The following is a 19,906-nucleotide window of genomic DNA, read 5'->3' on the forward strand; positions in this document are numbered from 1 at the left end:
CACATGCACACGCCACGCATATGAAGCGACGGCCATTCACTACCCTCCGTTAGCCCTGGTTCGAGGACTCGAACATCGAGAGCATGGCACTGAGTGCCATGCATTGAGGAGATGAGCACAGCGGACGACCACCGAACCCCCTCCATTCTTCCGCTCATCTGAGCGAGGGGGTGATCAGAGTGGCGAGAATCACCCCCCTCCAGGGTGCCTCATCTCACTCCTTGGACCTAACGAGAGGGGGCTCGCTCAGATGAGCGATTCGCAGGTGAGCGGCGTCGCGGGCCCGGTATCGTGCCGTCATAGGCGATGACGAGGAGGGCCCGTGACCAGCGCCCGGCCCGCGCTCGCGCAGGTGGTGCCCGGCGCGCGGCGCGTCCTCGACGAGAACTGGACCGGCTCCTCCACGGTCCCCTCGCGCGGTCTGTATCCACACCAGTGGAGCTGGGATTCGGCGTTCATCGCGATCGGATCGCGTCATCTTTCGGTACGCCGCGCCCAGCGGGAGCTGGAAACCCTGCTCACGGCCCAGTGGAGCGATGGACGCGTCCCCCACATCGTGTACAACCCGGCGGTGCCGCCGGGCGCTTACTTCCCCGGCCCGGACTTCTGGCGCCCGTCCCCAGGGGGTAGCGGCGCCCCTCCCGGCGTCGCGACCTCCGGGATCATCCAGCCCCCGGTGCACGCGCTCGCCTGTCTGCTCGTCCACCGCGCCGACCCGCGCGCCTCGGCGCGGTCCGGCTTCCTGGCCCGTACGTACCCCCGGCTCGCCGCCTGGCACCGCTATCTGACCGACCGGCGTGACCTGGGCGGCGGCGGGCTGGTGTCGGTGGTCCATCCCTGGGAGCCGGGCATGGACAACAGCCCCTGCTGGGACGCCCCGCTGGCCCGCGTCGAGCCCGTCCCGCCGGAGAAGTTCCGCCGCGCCGACCTCGACCACGGCGCGGCCGCCGACCGTCCGACCGATCTGGACTACGGGCGCTACGTACGGCTCGCGGCGGACTACCGGGACGGGGGCTACGAGGACCGCCCCGGCACCCACGCCTTCGCCGTCGAGGACCCCGGCGTCAACGCCCTGCTCATCGCCTCCGAACACGCCCTGGCCGAGATCGCGCGGCACCTCGGCGCGGACCCCCGGCCGCACCGCGCCCGGGCCGCCCGTCTGACGGCCGCCCTGCTGGACCGCCTCTGGGACCCGGCCGCCGGGCTTTTCCTGTGCCGCGATGGGGTGGGCGGCGGCCTGATCCCCGAGCGGAGCGCGGCGGGACTGCTGCCGCTGCTCGTCCCGGAGCTGCCCCGGGCCACGGTCGGCGCGCTGCTCCGTACGGCCGCGGGCGAGCACTTCGGGCTGGGCACCTCGGTGCGCCTGGTGCCCAGCTACGACCTGCGCGGCCACGCCTTCGACCCGTCCCGCTACTGGCGCGGCCCCGCCTGGTTCAACGTCAACTGGCTGCTGGAGCGCGGCCTGCGGCTCCACGGCGCGGTGGACGAGGCGGACGCGCTGCGGGACGCCGCCCTGGAGGCGGCCGCCGCGACCGGGTTCGCCGAGTACGTCGACCCGTACACGGAGGAGGCGCGCGGCACCCGGGACTTCAGCTGGACGGCGGCGCTGGCCCTGGACCTGGCGGTCGGCTCACTCCCCTGACGGCTCACTCCCCTGACGGCTCGCTCCCCTGACGGCTCAGCCGCCCGAGGTGTCCAGCTCCGCGTCCGCCGTCACGCCCGCGCAGTCGTACGGGTCCGCCAGCCAGCCGTCCGGGAGCACCACACGGTTGCGGCCGGAGGTGCGGCCGCGGGGGCCGTCGGCGCCGGGCGGCCACTCCTGGTCCAGGTCAAGGCCGGCCAGCAGCTCGTCCAGCTCGGCCAGGGACGAGGTGATCGCGAGCCGCTTGCGCATCTCGGAGCCGACCGAGAAGCCCTTGGTGTACCAGGCGACGTGCTTACGGAAGTCGATCACGCCGCGCTCCTCGTCCTCCAGCCACTGGGCGAGCAGCTCGGCGTGGCGGCGCATCACCGCGGCGACCTCCTTCAGCGTGGGCCGGACGGAACCGGCACCGCCGCCCGGTTCGAACGCCGCGACCAGGTCGCCGAAGAGCCACGGCCGCCCCAGGCAGCCGCGCCCGACGACCACGCCGTCGCATCCGGTGCGGCTCATCATCCGCACCGCGTCGTCGGCGGACCAGATGTCGCCGTTGCCCAGCACCGGGATCTCGGGGACGGTCTCCTTGAGCCGCGCGATGGCGTCCCAGTCCGCCGTGCCGCCGTAGTGCTGGGCGGCGGTGCGACCGTGCAGCGCGATCGCGGTGACGCCCTCCTCGACCGCGATCCGGCCCGCGTCGAGATAGGTGATGTGGTCGTCGTCGATGCCCTTGCGCATCTTCATGGTCACCGGCAGCGGACCGGCGCCCGTCACGGCCTCGCGCAGGATCGCGCGCAGCAGGTTCCGCTTGTACGGGAGCGCCGAGCCGCCGCCCTTACGGGTCACCTTGGGGACCGGGCAGCCGAAGTTGAGGTCGATGTGATCGGCCAGGTCCTCGTCCACGATCATCCGTACGGCCTTGCCGACGGTCACCGGGTCAACCCCGTACAGCTGGATGGAGCGCGGCTTCTCGGTGCCGTCGAAGTGGATCAGCCGCATGGTCTTGGCGTCCCGCTCGACCAGCGCGCGAGTCGTGATCATCTCGCTGACGAAGAGCCCCTTGCCGCCGCTGAACTCCCGGCACAGGGTGCGGAACGGCGCGTTGGTGATCCCGGCCATCGGCGCGAGGACGACCGGTGGCTGGACCGTGTGCGGGCCGATCTGCAGCTGTGTCTGGGTCATGGGTGAGCTTCCTCGCGGTGCGGGTAGGACGTTCGTATGGGCGGCCGTACCGGGTCGTCGTACGCGTCGTCGTGGGTGTCGCCACGCGCGGCGTCGTACGGACCGGACCTCTCATTGTCCCGCACCCGCGCAGAGGATCGGCCGGGCGGTTCATACGGCCGTACCCCCGACATCGTTGTAGCGTTCAACCATGCCTGAGCTGAGCTATAGGCGGCGCATGCTCGTGCTGGCGATCTGCTGCATGAGCCTGCTGATCGTCAGCCTCGACAACACCGTGCTGAACGTCGCCCTGCCCTCGATGCGCAGCGATCTCAACGCCTCCGTCTCCGGGATGCAGTGGACGATCGACGCGTACACGCTCGTCCTCGCCGCGCTGCTGATGCTCGCCGGGTCGACGGCCGACCGGATCGGGCGCAAGCGCGTCTTCCAGACCGGGCTGGTGATCTTCACCCTCGGCTCTGCGCTGTGCAGCCTCGCGCCCAACCTGGGGGCGCTGGTCGGCTTCCGCATGGTGCAGGCCATCGGCGGTTCGATGCTCAACCCGGTGGCCATGTCGATCATCACCAACACCTTCACCGAGCCCCGGGAGCGGGCCCGGGCGATCGGGGTGTGGGGCGGGGTCGTCGGCATCAGCATGGCGGCCGGACCGATCGTCGGCGGGGTGCTGGTGGAGTCGATCGGCTGGCGCTCGATCTTCTGGATAAACCTTCCGGTCGGGCTCGCGGCGATGGCACTGACCGCCCGCTTCGTACCGGAGTCGCGGGCTCCGAAGCCCCGCAGGCCCGACCCCATCGGCCAGCTGCTGGTCATCACCGTCCTCGGCTGCCTGACGTACGCCATCATCGAGGCGCCGGGGCACGGCTGGGACTCGCCGCTGATCACCACCTGCGCGACGGTCGCCGTCATCGGGCTGGTCGCGCTGATCCGCTACGAGCGGCGGCGCGCCGAACCGCTCATCGATGTGCGCTTCTTCCACAGCGCCCCCTTCAGCGGGGCGACGGTCATCGCGGTGAGCGCGTTCGCGGCGCTCGGCGGCTTCCTCTTCCTGAACACGCTCTATCTGCAGGACGTCCGCGGGCTCGACGCCCTGCACGCCGGGCTGTGGATGCTGCCGATGGCGTTCATGTGCTTCATCTGCGCGCCCCTGTCCGGGCGGCTGGTGGGCCACGGCGGGCCCCGGCTGCCGCTGCTGCTGGCCGGGGTGACGATGGCGGCCAGCGGGGTGCTGTTCGCGGTCTTCGACGCCCAGTCCACCAATGTGCTGCTGCTGATCGGCTATGTGCTGTTCGGTATCGGATTCGGCCTGGTCAACGCGCCCATCACCAATACGGCGGTCTCCGGGATGCCCCGTTCGCAGGCCGGGGTCGCCTCCGCCGTCGCCTCCACCAGCCGCCAGGTGGGCCAGTCGCTGGGGGTCGCGGTGATCGGCGCCGTGCTGGCGGCGGGCGCGGCGGCCGGGGCGGCGGACGCGGTGCCGGGCCACAAGGCCTCGGCCGCTGCCGCCGCCGCGTTCGTGGACGCCGCCCGGCCCGCCTGGTGGATCATCGCGGGCTGCGGTGCCGCCATCCTGCTGCTGGGCGCTCTGACCACCGGCCGCTGGGCGCTGGCCACCACGAAGCACGCCGCCGCGCTGTTCGAGGAGGGCGGGCCGACGGGTCAGACCTCGGCCAGTTCGAGCGCGAGGGCGTGAAGCCGGTCCAGGCGCTCACGGGACTCCTCGTCCGCCGGGGTGTACGTGAGCAGCTTGGGCCCGTCGTTGGGGCCGGTCCACAGGCTGGTCGAGGTCAGCCGCACGACGCCCACCTTCGACTGCCGGAAGACCTTGATCCGGTCGCCGGGCCGCACCACCTCATGGCGCGCCCAGATCTCCCGGAACTCCGGTGAGGCCTCCTCCAGCCGCCTCAGCATCGCCTTCCACGCGGGCTCGGCGACGTGTTCGGCCATCGCGGCGCGGAACTTGGCGGCCATCAGCCGGGTCGTCTCCTCCCGCTCGACCAGGCTCGCCCGCCACTCGTCGTTGGTGAAGGCCAGCCACATGCAATTGCGGTCCTCCGGCGGCAGCGCGTCCAGATCGCACATCAGCAGCCGGTAGGAGCGGTTGTACGCGAGGAGGTCGAACCGGGCGTTCTGTACGCACGCCGGGAACGGCTCCAGCTGCTCCAGCATCACCTGGAGCGACTGCGACACCCCGGAGCACTCGTTCGCGGGGCTCGGATCGACCTGCCCGGCGAGGACGAAGAGATGGGCGCGCTCGCTGCGGTCCAGGAGCAGCGCGCGGGCGATGGCGTCGAGGACCTGCACCGAGACATGGATGTCCCGGGCCTGCTCCAGCCAGGTGTACCAGGTGACGCCCACCGTGGAGAGCTGGGCGACCTCCTCGCGGCGCAGCCCGGGGGTCCGCCGGCGGCGGCCGCGGGGCAGCCCGACCTGCTCGGGGGTGATCCGCTCGCGGCGGCTGCGCAGAAAGGCCGCAAGCTCGGTCCGCCTGATGTCGGCCCCGCCGCCGACCGTGGCACCGGTGGCACCCGTCACACCCGTGGCCCCCGTGGCACTCTGCACCGTGATGGTCATGGCTCCAGAGTGCCTCACGGGCTCATCCGGTTGCCAGGTACTTCTTGTACCAGGATAAAGACACTCTGGTACCCGTCTCAGCGAGGCGGGATCGTCGTGAGCGTGACCGAAACCGAGATCCCCACCAGAACCCTGGCCCCGGCCGCCCCGGCCGCCGGAGGCAACCCCGCCCGGGGTGCCGCCGCGACGACGCCCGGCGGGGCACCGGGTGACCGTCTGAGCGGCCCCGGGCTGTTCACCCTGCTGCTCGGGGCGGCCCTCCCTCTGATCGACTTCTTCATCGTCAACGTGGCGCTGCCCACCATGGACCGCGACCTGGCCGCGGGCCCGGCCGTCCTGGAGCTGATCGTCGCGGGGTACGGCGTGGCCTACGCGGTGCTGCTGGTCCTCGGCGGACGGCTGGGCGACTCCTTCGGACGGCGCCGCCTCTTCCTCGCCGGAATGGCGGCCTTCGGGCTGACCTCGCTGGCCTGCGGGCTCGCCCCGGACGCCTGGACCCTGGTCGCGGCGCGCGTCGCGCAGGGCGCGGCGGCGGCGCTGATGCTGCCGCAGGTGCTCGCCACCATCCACGCCTCCACCAGCGGCTCGCACCGCGCCCGCGCGCTCAGCATGTACGGCGCGACGGCCGGTCTCGCCATGGTGGCGGGGCAGATCCTGGGCGGGCTGCTGGTGGCCGCGGACATCGCGGGCACCGGGTGGCGCGCGGTCTTCCTGGTCAACGTCCCGGTCGCGCTGATCGGCCTGGTGCTGGCGGTGCGTACGGTGCCCGAGACCCGCTCGGACCGGCCCGCGCCGGTGGATGTGCCCGGCACGGTCCTGCTGGGCGTCTCGCTGATCACACTGATGGTGCCGCTGACCGAGGGCCGGGCGGCAGGCTGGCCCCTGTGGACCTGGCTGCTGCTGGGCGCGTCCCCCTTCGCGGCCACCGCGTTCTACGTGATCGAGCGCCGCGCCGACCGGGCCGGGACCACTCCCCTGCTGCCACCGAGCCTGTTCGTGCTGCGCGGGGTGCGGCGCGGACTGCCCATTCTGGTGCCGTTCTCGATCGGCTTCGGCGGCTTCATGTTCGTCATCGCGGTCGCGCTGCAGCAGGGCCTGCGGTACGGGCCGATCGCGGCCGGCATGGCGCTGGCACCGATGGCCATCGCGTTCTTCGTGGCCTCGCTCATGGGGCCGCGTCTGGTCAGCCGGTACGGCAGCCGCGTGGTGACCACCGGCGGCCTGCTCCAGGCGGCGGGCCTCGGGCTGCTGATGCTGGCTGTGGCGCGCGACTGGCCGGACCTGTCCCTGGCCGGGCTGCTGCCGGGGGTCGCGCTGGCCGGTCTCGGGCAGGGACTGCAGCTGCCGGTGCTGATCCGGATCGTGCTGTCCGAGGTGCCGACCGAGCGGGCCGGGGTGGGCAGCGGCGTGATGGTCACGACTCAGCAGTCCTCGCTGGCCCTGGGCGTGGCCACGCTCGGCACGCTGTTCCTCGCGCTGGCACCGTCGATGGGCATGGGCGACGCGCTGGCGATCACGCTCGCGGCCCAGCTCGCGGCGGTCGCGCTGACGGTGGCGCTGAGCCTGCGGCTGCCGCGCGTGGTGGCCTGAGCGGGGGCCACGGGGGTCTATGGGGTGACAGACAGGTGATGGCAGGTACGCGGTGACAGGCATGCGATGACAGATATTGAAATCTGTCATCGCATCTGCCACGCTTGTCAGCGCATACCCGTTATCCCTCATCCCCGAGTCCCCGCAAGGAGCGCCACCATGCAGCTGCGCCAGCTCGGCACCACCGGTCCCCACGTCTCCGCACTCGGTCTCGGATGCATGGGCATGTCCGCCCTGTACGGCCCCGCCGACCGCGCCGAGTCCCTCGCCACCATCCACGCCGCGCTCGACGCCGGGATCACCCTGCTGGACACCGGCGACTTCTACGCCATGGGCCACAACGAACTGCTCATCAACGAGGCCCTGCGCGCCGCACCCGCAGCCCACCGCGAAAACGCCCTGCTCAGCGTGAAGTTCGGCGCACTGCGCGGCCCTGACGGCGCTTGGGCCGGCTACGACGGCCGCCCGGCCGCCGTCAAGAACTTCGCCGCCTACTCCCTCCAGCGCCTCGGCGCCGACCACATCGACGTCTACCGCATCGCCCGCGTCGACCCCGACGTCCCGATCGAGGAGACCGTGGGCGCCATCGCCGAGCTGGTCGAGGCCGGGTACGTACGGCACATCGGGCTCTCGGAGGCGGGCGCGGAGACCATACGCCGGGCCGCCGCCGTCGCCCCGATCTGCGATCTGCAGATCGAGTACTCCCTGATCTCCCGCGGCATCGAGGACGAGATCCTGCCGGTCTGCCGCGAGCTGGGCGTCGGCATCACCGCGTACGGCGTGCTCTCCCGCGGACTGATCAGTGGCCACTGGAGCCGGGACCGCAAGCTCGCCGACACCGACTTCCGCAGCTTCAGCCCGCGCTTCGGCGGCGAGAACATCGACCGCAACCTCAGCCTGGTCGAGGCCCTGCGCAAGGTCGCCGACGACAAGGGCATCAGCGTCGCGCAGACCGCCATCGCCTGGGTGCTCGCCCAGGGCCCCAAGCACGCCACGGCCATCGTCCCGCTGATCGGTTCCCGCACACGTGAGCAGCTGACCGAAGCGCTCGGCTCCCTGGACGCTACGCTCGACGCCGACGACCTGGCCGCGATCGAGGAGGCCGTTCCGGCTGGTGCCGCAGCGGGCGACCGCTACCGGGAGGCGCAAATGGCCTTCCTCGACAGCGAGAAGAAGAAGTAGGGACCCGATGCCGCCGCCCGAGACGCCCCTGACCCCCGACCGCGTCCTCGAAGCCACCGAGGACGTCCTGCGCCGCTACGGCCCGGCCAAGGCCACGGTCGTGGACGTCGCCCGCGCGCTCGGAGTCAGCCACGGCAGTGTCTACCGCCACTTCCGCACCAAGGCGGCCTTGCGCGAGGCGGTCACCGAGCGGTGGCTCGACCAGGCCCAGGACGAACTGTCCGCCATCGCTGACGCCAAGGGCCCGGCGGCCGACCGGCTGCGCGAGTGGCTGGCCACCCTCTTCGCCGCCAAGCGGGGCAAGGCGGGCGACGATCCGGAGCTGTTCGCCACCTATTTCTCCCTGGCCTCCGAGAACAGCTCCACCGTCGCCCGCCACATCGAGACGATGGTCGGCCACCTCACGAAAATCGTCGAAACCGGCATCGCGAACGGCGAGTTCAGGACGCCCGACGCCCGCAGAACAGCCCAGTCCCTCTGGTCGGCGACGGCCCACTTCCACGACCCGGTGTACGCCGGGGAGTGGTCGGCCCCGGACGTGGAGCTGGCCTTCGCCGACCTCTTCGAACTCCTGCTGAACGGCCTGCGGGCGTAGCCACCACGGTCACCGCCCGTCCGCAGACAGGGGGCGGGAGCTGGTGTCGATAGAAGACACTCGGGTGCGTTGTGGTGTGCGCGAGTGAGTAGCGACGACTGTGCGACGAGCTTGGGAAGCGAACTGGAGTACTTGCATCGCACGCGTGACCTTCGCGGGTGGTGCTCGTTGGGTGTGGTGACGGGAGAAGTTCGGTCCGGGGGAGCGCGGAGTGGGCGGGTTGCGTGAGGTGGTGGCGCCGTTCGTGGTGCCCGGCCCGACCGGGGTGGCCATCCGCGCCAGTCTCAAGGGGCTGACCGGGCAGGACGAGAAGGTCCTGCGCCTAGTCGGTGACGTGCTGGGCTCCCTGGCCTCCCGGGACTGGAAGGCCCGCTGCGCGGCCGGGCTGGATCACGACAGTGACCAGTGGGCGCGGCGGAAGCTGGCTTTGACCGGGCAGTGCTCCTCGCGCTGGGCGGGCAGTATCACCCAGGCCACGCATGATCAGTGGGCGCTGGCCCGTCGCGGTCAGCTCGCACATATCCAGTCCCTTGAGGCCGGTGTCCTCACCATTGCTCGCCGGCTGTCGCTGCCGGTCGGGGCGAAGGGCTCTCGGGGCTTGCCGGGTGGTTACCGCTCCCGGCAGGAGTGGTTCGCCAAGTCCCGGCGCCTGCGCCTGCTGCAAGAGCGGCTGGAGCGGGAGCGGGCCGACCGTGAGGCCGGACGTGTGCGTGTGGTGCGGGGCGGCAAGAAGCTGCTGCGCAACCGGCACAACCTCCACGCCACCCAGCTGACCGAGGCCCAGTGGCGTGCACGGTGGGAAGCCAAGCGCTGGTTCCTCGCCGCCGACGGCGAATCAGGCAAGCGGTACGGGAACGAGACGATCCGCGTCAGCCCGGCCGGTGAGGTGAGCATCAAGCTTCCAGCTCCGCTGGCCGGGCTGGCGAACGCGCCCCGTGGCCGGTATGTGCTGGCGTGCCGGGTCGGTTTTCGGCACCGGGGCGAGGAGTGGGCTGACCGCATCACGGCCAACGGCGCCGTGGCGTACCGCATCCATTACGACGTGGAGCGTGACCGCTGGTACCTGACCGCCTCCTGGCAGATCCCTCCGGTCAGGACGGTACTGCTGGAGGCAGTCCGGTCCGGTGGCCTGATCGGTGTGGACACCAACGCCGACCACCTGGCCGCCTGGCGTCTGGACGCCCACGGCAACCCGGTCGGTGAACCGCGCCAGTTCGACTACGACCTGTCCGGCCGTGCATCGCACCGGGACGCGCAGGTGCGGCACGCCCTCATCCGCCTCCTGCGCTGGGCCCAACGTCGCGGGGTGGCCATCGCGGTCGAGGACCTCGATTTCGCAGCGGAGAAGACGCGCGAGAAGCACGGGCGCAGGAAGCGGTTCCGCAAGCTGATCTCCGGCATGCCCACCGCCAAGCTACGGGCACGACTGGCATCAATGGCCGCCGAACTCGGCATCACATGCCCGGCATGCGGGCCGTCCGGAACCACATCCGTGCCATGACCGCCGTCTACACCCCCGCCTGGCGTGGATCACCCGGGTACGCCCCGAGTCGGTACTGCTCGCCTCGGGGGTGGCGCTGGGCGCGGAACTGCCGCTGGCCGCGGTATGCGCGGCGCTCGCACTGGGCGTCCCACCGGGCGCCCCGCGGGTCAGCCCTGGGAGGCCGCCCACCACAGCATCACCGCGGCCGCCGCGAAGCACGCGAACATGATCAGCAGGGCCTGGCGGCGGGCCGCCGCGTCGGCCGTCATGCTCGGGGAGCCGAGGGCGCCGTGGGCCTGGGCGAGGTGGTCGAGGCCCTTGTGGCGGGCGCCGCCGTAGGTGATCTGTTCCTGCCAGTCACAGTGCAGGCAGCCGAGGAGTCGCCGCTGCCCCCGGCCGTAGCCATAGCTGACCTCGAAGACGGTGCCGTCCTCGCTGGTGGCGGTGATGTGGTGCGTCACGCTGCGCATGGTTGGTGAACCCCCGTTCCTGCCGAACCCCTGCCGAACCGAACCTGCCAAGCCGACGACGGGCTCCGGCGCCGCGGCATTCTATCCGCGGTGCCGGAGCCCGTCCTCGTGCTGTGCGTCCTGCCGTACGCGCTGGTCAGCAGCCGATCAGTCGGCCGCCCAGGTACGACTGGATCTGGTCGAGAGAGACCCGCTCCTGCTTCATCGTGTCGCGTTCGCGCACGGTTACGGCGTTGTCGTCGAGGGTGTCGAAGTCGACGGTGACGCAGAAGGGCGTGCCGATCTCGTCCTGACGGCGGTAGCGGCGGCCGATGGCGCCCGCGTCGTCGAACTCGATGTTCCAGTGCTTGCGCAGGTCGGCCGCGAGGCCCTTGGCCTTCGGGGAGAGCTGCGGGTTACGGGACAGCGGCAGCACCGCGACCTTGACCGGGGCGAGCCGCGGGTCGAGCCGCATCACGGTGCGCTTCTCCAGCTTGCCCTTGGCGTTGGGCGCCTCGTCCTCGATGTACGCGTCGAGCATGAAGGCCAGCATGGCGCGGCCGACGCCCGCCGCCGGCTCGATGACGTACGGGGTCCAGCGCTCGCCGGCCTCCTGGTCGAAGTACGACAGGTCCTGGCCGGACGCCGCGGAGTGCGCCTTGAGGTCGTAGTCGGTGCGGTTGGCCACACCCTCCAGCTCACCCCACTCGGAGCCGCCGAAGTTGAAGCGGTACTCGATGTCGGCGGTGCGCTTCGAGTAGTGGGAGAGCTTCTCCTTCGGGTGCTCGTACCAGCGGATGCTGGACTCCTGGATACCGAGGTCCCGGTACCAGTTGTAGCGCTGCTCCATCCAGTACTCGTGCCACTTCTCGTCCTCACCCGGCTTGACGAAGAACTCCATCTCCATCTGCTCGAACTCACGGGTGCGGAAGATGAAGTTGCCCGGCGTGATCTCGTTCCGGAAGGACTTGCCGACCTGCGCGATGCCGAACGGCGGCTTGCGGCGCGAGGTCTGCTGCACGGCGAGGAAGTTGGTGAAGATGCCCTGGGCGGTCTCGGGGCGCAGGTACGCGACCGAGCCGGAGTCCTGGGTCGGGCCGAGGTGGGTGGAGAGCAGGCCGGAGAACTGCTTGGGCTCGGTGAAGCTGCCCTTGTTGCCGCAGTGGGGGCAGTTGAGGTCGGCCATGCCGTTCTCGGGCAGCTTGCCGTGCTTGGCCTCGTAGGCCTCCTCCAAGTGGTCCGCGCGGAACCGCTTGTGGCAGGAGGTGCACTCGGTCAGCGGGTCAGTGAAGGTGGCGACGTGGCCGGACGCCTCCCAGACCTCGCGGGCGAGGATCACGGACGAGTCGAGTCCCACGACGTCGTCACGCGAGGTGACCATGGAACGCCACCACTGGCGCTTGATGTTCTCCTTCAGCTCCACGCCGAGCGGTCCGTAGTCCCAGGCGGCACGCTGGCCGCCGTAGATCTCGCTGCACGGATAGACGAAGCCACGGCGCTTGCTCAGGCTGACGATGGTGTCGATCTTGTCGGCGGCCACGGTGCTCTCTTCATTGATGACGACATTGGAGGACGCGAAGCGAATGCTTCAGGTTACCGGCGGCGGCACCCCCCGGATCAAATCGATACCGGAACTGATCAAGAACAAGACCCTTGTTGACAACCGTTTCCATTTTTGTTGAAAATGAGAGTCATGAACATACGCCGCCTCCGCCCCGCAGCAGCCCTCGTCGGGGCCGCCGCGATGGGCTTGACCACCCTCACAGCCTGCTCCTCCAACTCTGGGGACGGAAGGACGGACGGCAAGCTCGATGTGGTGGCGTCGTTCTACCCGATGCAGTTCCTCGCGCAGCGCATCGGGGGGAGCCATGTGAATGTCTCCACCCTGACCAAGCCGGGCGTCGAACCGCACGACCTGGAGATCAGCCCCCGGCAGACGGCCCAGCTCAGCAAGGCCGGGCTGGTGGTCTACCTCAAGGGGCTCCAGCCGTCCGTCGACCGCGCCATCGGCCAGGCCGAGCCCCGGCACGTCGCCGACGCCGCCGCGTACACCTCCCTGGAGGACCACGGGACGGAGGTGGAGGGGGACGGAGGCCACGAGCACGGCGAGGGCGCGGAGCACGGTGAGCACGGCCACGAGGCGCACGAGGCCCACGAGGGCGACGCCGCCGCCGACCCGCACATCTGGCTGGACCCGGTGCGCTACGCCCAGGTCGCCGAGGGCGTCGGCAAGGCCCTGCAGAAGGCGGACCCGGACCACGCCGCCGCGTACAAGAAGAACACCGCCGCCCTGGTGAAGCAGCTCGGCGCCCTCAACAACGACTTCAAGACCGGATTGAAGGGCCGCGGCACGGATACCTTCATCACCACCCACGCGGCGTTCGGCTACCTCTCCGAGCGCTACGGGCTCCGCCAGGAGGCCATCTCCGGGGTCGACCCGGAATCCGAGCCGAGCCCGGCGCGGATGCGGGGGCTGCACACGATCGCCAAGAAGGACAAGGTCAACACCGTCTTCTTCGAGACGCTGGTGAGCGACAAGACGGCGAAGGCCCTGGCGGGCGATCTCCATCTGAAGACGGACGTCCTCGACCCCATCGAGGGGATCGGGGAGAAGTCCAAGGGCCGCGACTACTTCGAGGTCATGCGGTCGAACCTGAAGGCCCTGCGCACGGCGCTGGGCGCGGGATGACACGCGGGATGACGCGCGATACGACGACGCGCGATACGACGGAGGAATCCATGGCCAAGGAACCCGACGGCAGCGCACGATCCGGTGACCCGGCGATACGCGGGCGAGCAGCCGACAGCGCCGAGGCATCCGCCCCGGCAGCGGCGGCCGACGCCGACCCGGTCATATCCCTGCGCGGCGCCACCGCCTCGCTCGGCGGCCGCCCCATCCTGCGCGGCATCGACCTGGCCGTGGGCCGCGGCGAGGTGGTCGCGCTGCTCGGCGCGAACGGCTCGGGCAAGTCGACCGCCGTACGCGCCGTTGTCGGCCAGGTGGCGCTGACCGGCGGCGAGCTGGCGCTGTTCGGCACGCCGGGGCGCCGCTTCCGCGACTGGGCCCGCGTCGGCTACGTACCGCAGCGCACGACCGCGGCCAGCGGCGTGCCCGCGACCGTCCGCGAGGTCGTCTCAGCCGGGCGGCTGGCGCGCCGCCGGTTCGGGCCGCCGCGCAAGGCCGACCGGGCGGCCGTCCACCGCGCCCTGGAGCTGGTCGGCATGGACGACCGCGCCCGCGACCCGGTCGGCGCGCTCTCCGGCGGCCAGCACCAGCGAGTCCTGATCGCCCGCGCGCTGGCCGGTGAACCCGAACTGCTGATCATGGACGAGCCGATGGCCGGGGTCGACCTGGCCAGCCAGGAGATCCTCGCCGGGACACTGCGCGAGCAGGTCGCCGCGGGGACCACCGTCCTGCTCGTCCTCCATGAGCTGGGCCCGCTGGAGCCGCTGATCGACCGCGCGGTGGTGCTCCGCGACGGCTGTGTCGTCCACGACGGCCCACCGCCCAAGGCCGTCGGCCAGCATGCGCTGCCCGGCCATGATCACGTCCATCCCCACGCGGCGCCCGACGCCGAACCGATCCGGACAGGGTTGCTGACCTGACATGCTGGAAGTCCTCGACTACGCCTTTATGCAGCGGGCCCTGCTCGCCGCCGTCCTCGTCGGCATCACCGCCCCCGCCGTCGGCATCTACCTCGTCCAGCGCCGCCAGGCGATCATGGGCGACGGCATCGGCCACGTCGCGCTCACCGGTGTCGCCCTCGGCTTCCTGACCGGCACCAACCCGGTCTGGACCGCCGTCCTGGTCTCCGCCCTCGGCGCCGTGCTGATGGAGCTGATCCGCTGGTACGGCAAGACCCGCGGCGACCTTGCGCTCGCGATGCTCTTCTACGGCGGCATGGCGGGCGGCGTCCTGCTGATCAACCTCTCGCCGACCGGCTCCAACGCCAACCTCACCACGTATCTCTTCGGCTCGATCACCACCGTGTCGCAGCAGGACGTCGTCGTGATCAGCCTGCTCGCCGCGTTCGTCGTGCTGATCACCCTCGGGCTGAGGCGGCAGCTGTTCGCGGTCTGCCAGGACGAGGAGTTCGCCCGGGTGACCGGGCTGCCGGTCCGTACGCTCAACCTGCTGCTGGCCATCACCGCGGCCGTCACCGTCACCGTCGCGATGCGCGTCGTCGGCCTGCTGCTGGTCAGCGCCCTCATGGTGGTCCCGGTCGCCGCCGCCCAGCAGGCCACCCGCGGCTTCGCGATGACGCTCGCGCTGGCGGTCGGCATCGGCGTCGTGGTCACCCTGTCCGGAACGGTCTTCTCCTTCTACCGGAACGTGCCGCCCGGCGCGAGCATCGTCGTCCTCGCCATCGGCGTCTTCGCCGTCATCACCGCGCTCGCCGCGCCCCTGGCCAAACGGCGCGCCAAACAGCGCGCCGGGCGGGCCGCTTCGGCCGCCGAGGGGCGGTGCACCCTCAAGGACGACGTACTCGTGTGATGCTTAGCTAGTCCGTAGCGCATCCGTTAGCTGGCACAATGGCCAAGCAGAGAGCGGCAGACAGAGCGCTACGGGCAAGCGAGGTTGAGGAGGCAACTGTGGCGACCGCGGGTCCCCCAGTACGCGGCCGGTCCACCAGGCAGCGCGCCGCGGTGGCGGCGGCGCTGGACGAGGTGGACGAGTTCCGCAGTGCGCAGGAGCTTCACGACATGCTCAAGCACCGGGGCGACTCCGTCGGCCTGACCACCGTCTACCGCACCCTCCAGTCCCTCGCCGACGCCGGTGAGGTCGACGTCCTCCGCACCACCGAGGGCGAGGCCGTCTACCGCCGCTGCAACAGCGAGGAGCACCACCACCACCTGGTCTGCCGCTCCTGCGGCAAGGCGGTCGAGGTCGAAGGCCCGGCGGTCGAGAAGTGGGCCGACGCGATCGCCGCCGAGCACGGCTTCGTGGACGTGGCCCACACGATCGAGATCTTCGGCACCTGCGGCGACTGCGCGGCTCCCGCGAAGGACGCGCAGGCTTAGCCCCCCATTTTTTCGCGGGGCCGGTGCGGGACTGGTCCCCGCTGACGTTCCCGGCTTCCCCCCCCTCCAGGTCCGTCGCGGCTTTGTACTGGAACCACCCCCGTATGCGCACGCACCCTGTCTTGCGGCGGTTTGCTGAGTACGGTGTCAAGTACATGCACATTACGGCTGCTTGGGGGAAGCCTGATGTCCTCGTACCTGCCTGGAATGCCGGATCTTTTCATCGATCCGCCCTCTCCGAAGAAGACCGCGGGCGCCTTCCACACCACCAGCGCGACGGGGCAGAACAAGACCAAGCTGAACGACCCCGAGGCCGCCGGGAAGCCCCATGCGGGCTGGGCGGTCGCGCGGCCCAACCAGGAGTGCGTCACGGCGTGGCGCGACCGGCTGCACGAACTCGGCAAATCGGCCAGGGAGGCCGCCGCCATCACCGATGCCATGGACGACTACATGGACACCGACCTCTCCATCGAGGCGGAACTCCGCAAGGACGCCCGCTGGCTGGAGGGAGCCTGATGGTCTCCGTACCCGACCTCCGGTCCGCGAGCCCGCAAGCCTGGCGCGACGCCGCCACCGACGCCCTCAGCGCGGCCAAGCACTGCGACGAGATCGGCACCGCCGCCCGCGACGATGTGGCCCGCACCATCGAGAAGCAGTGGAAGTCCGACGCGGGGCTCGCCGCCCGCCGCACCTTCGTCAAGCACGCCGATGACTACGAAGCGGCGAATCTGGCGCTGCGCGAGCTGTGCCGCGTCTACGACGACCTGGCCGACGAGATCGGGCCGCCCAGCGCGATCTGAACAGCGCGCTCGACTACGCGAGCGACCATGAGCTGACCGTCGACGACAGCGGTCGCGTCGGCATGGACCTCGGCGAGCGAACGACGCGCGAGCGGGTCGTCCGCTCGGCGCGGCAGGTCCTGGACGCGGGGTTCGCGGGTGTCCACTTCGATCTGGAACCCCTGCACTCCGGTGACCGGGCCTATCTGTCGCTGCTGGACGATGTGCGCGCCGTCACCCGCGCCCACCGCCCGCCGCTGTCGGTGGCGGCGCACCAGACCGATCCCCTCCCCTCCCTCCACTCCGTCGCGGGTTCCGTCACCGGTCACCCCAAGTGGTGGTCGCAGTCGTTTTTCGGCGCGGTCGCCCGCCGGGTCGACCAGATCGCGGTGATGTCCTACGACACGGCAATGCCGCTGGCGAGCCTGTACGGGGGCTACGTCGCCCAGCAGACACGCCTGGCCCTCGAGGCGACCCCGCGCGGCACCGACCTGCTGATGGGCCTCCCGGCCTTCCACACCGACGACATCGGACACCACGAATCGGCCGAGACGGTGGCGGCGGGCGTTTGGGGCCTCCGCCTCGGGCTGGGCCGCGAGGACGCGCGCCGAGAGCGGTTCGGCGTCGCGCTGTACGTGGACTTCGCGGCGACGCCGAGTGGCTGGGCCGCGTACCGGCGGGGCTGGGCCGGGCCGGAATCCGGCTAGCGCTTCGGCTGGGTGAACCGCAGCATGTTCCCCGCCGGATCGCGGAAGGCGCAGTCGCGGACGCCGTACGGCTGGTCGATCGGCTCCTGCAGCACCTCGCCGCCCGCCGCCTGGACGCGCTCGAACGTGGCGTCCACGTCGTCGGTCGCGAAGAGGACCCCACGCAGCATGCCCTTGGCGAGGAGTTCCGCCATGGTCTGCTTGTCGGCGGGCGAGGCGTTGGGATTGGCGGCGGGCGGTTCGAGGACGATGTTGACGTCGGGCTGCGACGGCGACCCGACGGTCACCCAGCGCATTCCCTCGAACCCGACGTCATTGCGCACCTCCAGCCCCAGGATGTCGCGGTAGAAGGCGAGGGCCTTGTCGTGGTCGTCGACGGCGATGAAGCAGGTCGAAAGCGTGATGTTGGTGTTCATGTCTGTCACGCTACGGCTGGGCGGCGGGCTTCGCTTCTCCATTCCTGACCGGATCCCTGACCGGATCCCTGACCGGCTCCCTGACCGGTCTGGTGAAGACCTTGGCGACACACGCCGGAATCTCCGCGCCATGCTCATGATCGCGCGCTCGGTACGCGCTCGGGCTCTCGCCCACCAGCTCCGTGAACCGCGAGCTGAACGACCCCAGCGACGTACACCCCACCGCGAAGCAGACGTCCGTCACCGACAGGTCCCCGCGCCGCAGCAACGCCTTGGCCCGCTCGATCCGCCGCGTCATCAAGTAGCTGTACGGGGTCTCCCCGAAGGCGTCCCGGAAGCTCCGCGCGAAGTGCCCCGTCGACATCAGCGCCCCGCGCGCCAGCGCCGGGACGTCGAGCGGCTGCGCGTAGTCCCGGTCCATCCGGTCCCGCGCCTGCCGCAACCGGACCAGGTCATCCAGATTCACCGGACCAGCATCACACGCCGCCGCCCCATACGGCCTCCAGATCCCGACAGTGGACGGTGATCACCGCGTCGGTCAGAGCGATCTCATGGCTGCATCCGGCGTCATGCGGAAGGATCTCGTCGAGCAGGACCGTGTCCGTATCCATCCAGTCGATGGCGTGCGCGTAGTCGATCGAGAAGTGCCTGACCCCGGCATAACGGATGCGCAGACCGGAATCATGTTTCCACTGGTTGGGCGAGAAGGTGAGCGTCAGCCCGCCGGTCTTACCGCCGGGAATGTCGACCCCGGCCAGTCCCAGGTCCTTCACGCACCGGGTGCCGCTGCCGAAGTCGAAATGCGCCGCGTCGGAGACGAACGCCCACGCCCCGGGCGGCAGGGCGTCCCGTAGCCGCGGCAGCTCCGCCAGATAGGCGGAGGCGTCCACCCGGAACCCATGCCACTCGGAGTCCCACTCAGCCCTCGCGAATTCCATGATCCCCAGGCTAGCGACGAAGGCCGTCACTCAGGGGTGCATCCGCGCGCCCTTGAGGACCTTGTCCACCGCGTTGCGCGGGCCGTAGACCGCCAGACCCACCAGGTCGAGCTGGTCGGTGCCCACCGCCCGTACGGCCGCCCGGTTGTCCCGGTCGTTGCCCGTGCTGAACAGGTCCGAGGTGAACAGGGCCCTCGGCAGCGCGCGGGACAGCGCCCGGCCGTGCGCGGTGGTCAGCGTCTCCTTCGTCCCCTCGAAGACCAGCACGGGCTGGCGGAACATCGGCAGATACGCGGTGCCGTCGGCGTCCGCGTACGGCTCGCCGATCACCTCCGGTGCCGTTGCGCCGAGCCCGCTGACGAGGAAGGCGGTCACGTTCAGCCGCTGCCAGGTCTCCAGGTCGTCGCGCAGGAGTACGGCGATCTTCGTGTCGAAGCGGACGGGGGCGTTCTCATCATTGGTGCTCGTGCTCATGGTGTGAGACTGCAGGCCGCACGCCCTCGCCGTCTTGTACGTTCCTTGCATGGCGTCCCGACAGGAAATCTCCGCCTGGCGCCCGTCGGTCCCGGGCATCAGCGAGGTCTTCCACGCGCACTTCACCGAGCACGCGTACCCCATGCATGTCCATGACGCCTGGACCCTGCTGATCGTCGACGACGGCGCGGTCCGCTACGACCTGGACCGCCATGAGCGGGGCACCCCGAACGACACCGTCAGCCTGCTGCCGCCGCACGTCCCGCACAATGGCTCACCCGCCACCGCTGACGGCTTCCGCAAGCGGGTGATCTACCTCGACATGACGCAGCTGGACGCGAGCCTCATCGGACCGGCGGTCGACGGCCCGGACCTCACCGATCCCCTCCTGCGCCGCCGCGTCGCCCAGCTGCACGCCGCGCTCGCCGCCCCGGGCGACGAGCTGGAGGCGGAGAGCCGCCTGGCCCTCATCAGCGAGCGCCTGCGCGAGCACCTGCGCCCGAGGCTGGCCGCCCCCTGGGCGCCCCGCCCCGGCATCGCCCAGAACCTCCGCGACCTCCTCGACGAGCGATTCCGCGAAGCCCCCACCCTGGAAGAGGCCGCCCGCCTCCTCCACGCCCATCCCGCCCATCTCGTACGCGCCTTCAGCACGGCGTACGGCATCGCACCGCACCAGTACGTGACGTCCCGCCGCATCGACCTCGCCCGCCGCCTGCTCCTCGACGGGCAGCCACCGGGGGAGGTGGCGGGCGCGGTGGGCCTCTACGACCAGTCCCACCTCACGCGCCACTTCAAGCGGGTGGTGGGGATCGCCCCGGGCCGGTACGCCCGTACGGGGGCCATCAGCCGAGGGGCGCTCCCCCGGAATGCCAGATAGCCACC

At 70.8% G+C, this 19,906-nt stretch carries 20 protein-coding genes and 2 pseudogenes; 14 read left to right on the forward strand and 8 right to left on the reverse strand.

From position 1 onward, the window contains the following. Nucleotides 1-322 precede the first annotated feature (322 nt). Nucleotides 323-1,642, forward strand: coding sequence for an MGH1-like glycoside hydrolase domain-containing protein (locus ACZ6CL_RS12905; protein WP_468934905.1), 1,320 nt, complete (start codon nt 323-325; stop codon nt 1,640-1,642). Nucleotides 1,643-1,678: 36 nt separating this feature from the next. Here ACZ6CL_RS12905 and dusB read toward each other — a convergent pair whose 3' ends face one another. Continuing rightward, nucleotides 1,679-2,818 carry a tRNA dihydrouridine synthase DusB gene (dusB, locus tag ACZ6CL_RS12910; protein ID WP_468934908.1) on the reverse strand — a complete coding sequence of 380 codons (1,140 nt, stop codon included), beginning with the start codon at nt 2,816-2,818 and terminating at the stop codon, nt 1,679-1,681. 190 nt (nt 2,819-3,008) lie between these two features. Between dusB and ACZ6CL_RS12915 the strand changes: the two genes are divergently transcribed. Further along, the gene (locus ACZ6CL_RS12915; protein ID WP_468934911.1) at nt 3,009-4,508 is read left to right on the forward strand and encodes an MFS transporter; all 1,500 of its coding nucleotides are present in this window, start codon (nt 3,009-3,011) and stop codon (nt 4,506-4,508) included. Here ACZ6CL_RS12915 and ACZ6CL_RS12920 read toward each other — a convergent pair. Beyond that, the gene (locus ACZ6CL_RS12920) at nt 4,475-5,389 is read right to left on the reverse strand and encodes a helix-turn-helix transcriptional regulator (protein WP_468934914.1); all 915 of its coding nucleotides are present in this window, start codon (nt 5,387-5,389) and stop codon (nt 4,475-4,477) included. The two genes, ACZ6CL_RS12915 and ACZ6CL_RS12920, sit on opposite strands and share 34 nt — an antisense overlap. A 102-nt stretch (nt 5,390-5,491) precedes the next feature. Here ACZ6CL_RS12920 and ACZ6CL_RS12925 point away from each other — a divergent pair, with 102 nt between their 5' ends. The 4 genes and pseudogenes from ACZ6CL_RS12925 to ACZ6CL_RS12940 form a co-directional block, all read left to right on the forward strand. Beyond that, nucleotides 5,492-6,979 (forward strand): MFS transporter, encoded by a 1,488-nt coding sequence (locus tag ACZ6CL_RS12925; protein ID WP_468934917.1) that lies wholly within the window; start codon nt 5,492-5,494, stop codon nt 6,977-6,979. A 159-nt stretch (nt 6,980-7,138) separates the two neighbouring features. Next, nucleotides 7,139-8,161: an aldo/keto reductase gene (locus tag ACZ6CL_RS12930; RefSeq protein WP_468934921.1), complete on the forward strand. Its 1,023-nt coding sequence runs from the start codon at nt 7,139-7,141 to the stop codon at nt 8,159-8,161. A 7-nt stretch (nt 8,162-8,168) separates the two neighbouring features. Next, nucleotides 8,169-8,756, forward strand: coding sequence for a TetR/AcrR family transcriptional regulator (locus ACZ6CL_RS12935; protein ID WP_468934923.1), 588 nt, complete (start codon nt 8,169-8,171; stop codon nt 8,754-8,756). A 211-nt stretch (nt 8,757-8,967) separates the two neighbouring features. Beyond that, nucleotides 8,968-10,245, forward strand: a pseudogene (locus tag ACZ6CL_RS12940) (IS200/IS605 family accessory protein TnpB-related protein); the annotation flags it as partial. 161 nt (nt 10,246-10,406) lie between these two features. On the opposite strand, the gene ACZ6CL_RS12945 reads toward ACZ6CL_RS12940, so the two are convergent. Both ACZ6CL_RS12945 and ACZ6CL_RS12950 read right to left on the reverse strand, forming a co-directional pair. Further along, the gene (locus ACZ6CL_RS12945; RefSeq protein ID WP_468934926.1) at nt 10,407-10,709 is read right to left on the reverse strand and encodes a hypothetical protein; all 303 of its coding nucleotides are present in this window, start codon (nt 10,707-10,709) and stop codon (nt 10,407-10,409) included. A 136-nt stretch (nt 10,710-10,845) separates the two neighbouring features. After that, nucleotides 10,846-12,228: a glycine--tRNA ligase gene (locus ACZ6CL_RS12950; RefSeq protein ID WP_063734267.1), complete on the reverse strand. Its 1,383-nt coding sequence runs from the start codon at nt 12,226-12,228 to the stop codon at nt 10,846-10,848. Between the two features lie 153 nt (nt 12,229-12,381). Between ACZ6CL_RS12950 and ACZ6CL_RS12955 the strand changes: the two genes are divergently transcribed. From ACZ6CL_RS12955 to ACZ6CL_RS12985, 7 genes and pseudogenes are all read left to right on the forward strand, one after another. Further along, nucleotides 12,382-13,377, forward strand: coding sequence for a metal ABC transporter substrate-binding protein (locus tag ACZ6CL_RS12955; RefSeq protein ID WP_468934931.1), 996 nt, complete (start codon nt 12,382-12,384; stop codon nt 13,375-13,377). Between the two features lie 50 nt (nt 13,378-13,427). After that, entirely contained in the window at nt 13,428-14,294 is an 867-nt protein-coding gene (locus ACZ6CL_RS12960) for a metal ABC transporter ATP-binding protein (protein WP_468934934.1), read from the forward strand. 1 nt (nt 14,295) lies between these two features. Further along, the gene (locus ACZ6CL_RS12965) at nt 14,296-15,183 is read left to right on the forward strand and encodes a metal ABC transporter permease (RefSeq protein ID WP_468934937.1); all 888 of its coding nucleotides are present in this window, start codon (nt 14,296-14,298) and stop codon (nt 15,181-15,183) included. 98 nt (nt 15,184-15,281) lie between these two features. Further along, the gene (locus tag ACZ6CL_RS12970) at nt 15,282-15,710 is read left to right on the forward strand and encodes a Fur family transcriptional regulator (protein WP_468934939.1); all 429 of its coding nucleotides are present in this window, start codon (nt 15,282-15,284) and stop codon (nt 15,708-15,710) included. A gap of 207 nt (nt 15,711-15,917) precedes the next feature. Next, complete coding sequence (locus tag ACZ6CL_RS12975) at nt 15,918-16,226, forward strand: hypothetical protein (protein WP_468934941.1); 309 nt, start codon at nt 15,918-15,920, stop codon at nt 16,224-16,226. Further along, nucleotides 16,226-16,510, forward strand: a complete 285-nt coding sequence (locus ACZ6CL_RS12980) for a hypothetical protein (RefSeq protein ID WP_468934944.1) — start codon at nt 16,226-16,228, stop codon at nt 16,508-16,510. Before ACZ6CL_RS12975 ends, ACZ6CL_RS12980 begins: the two co-directional genes overlap by 1 nt. An 86-nt stretch (nt 16,511-16,596) precedes the next feature. Next, a pseudogene (locus ACZ6CL_RS12985) lies at nt 16,597-17,196 on the forward strand (glycoside hydrolase family 18 protein); the annotation flags it as partial. On the opposite strand, the gene ACZ6CL_RS12990 reads toward ACZ6CL_RS12985, so the two are convergent. The 4 genes from ACZ6CL_RS12990 to ACZ6CL_RS13005 are packed head-to-tail and all read right to left on the reverse strand — an operon-like array spanning nt 17,193 to nt 19,024. Continuing rightward, nucleotides 17,193-17,612, reverse strand: coding sequence for a VOC family protein (locus ACZ6CL_RS12990; RefSeq protein WP_385436033.1), 420 nt, complete (start codon nt 17,610-17,612; stop codon nt 17,193-17,195). The pseudogene ACZ6CL_RS12985 and the gene ACZ6CL_RS12990 sit on opposite strands and share 4 nt — an antisense overlap. A gap of 10 nt (nt 17,613-17,622) precedes the next feature. After that, nucleotides 17,623-18,078, reverse strand: a complete 456-nt coding sequence (locus ACZ6CL_RS12995; protein WP_468934946.1) for a helix-turn-helix transcriptional regulator — start codon at nt 18,076-18,078, stop codon at nt 17,623-17,625. Between the two features lie 10 nt (nt 18,079-18,088). Further along, entirely contained in the window at nt 18,089-18,550 is a 462-nt protein-coding gene (locus ACZ6CL_RS13000; protein WP_468934949.1) for a hypothetical protein, read from the reverse strand. Between the two features lie 30 nt (nt 18,551-18,580). Beyond that, nucleotides 18,581-19,024, reverse strand: a complete 444-nt coding sequence (locus ACZ6CL_RS13005) for a DUF2000 family protein (RefSeq protein ID WP_468934952.1) — start codon at nt 19,022-19,024, stop codon at nt 18,581-18,583. A gap of 49 nt (nt 19,025-19,073) precedes the next feature. On the opposite strand from ACZ6CL_RS13005, the gene ACZ6CL_RS13010 reads away from it, so the two are divergent. Continuing rightward, the gene (locus ACZ6CL_RS13010) at nt 19,074-19,901 is read left to right on the forward strand and encodes a helix-turn-helix transcriptional regulator (protein WP_468934954.1); all 828 of its coding nucleotides are present in this window, start codon (nt 19,074-19,076) and stop codon (nt 19,899-19,901) included. The last annotated feature ends 5 nt before the right edge of the window (nt 19,902-19,906 follow it).

It is taken from the genome of Streptomyces sp. NPDC041200 (assembly GCF_055591805.1).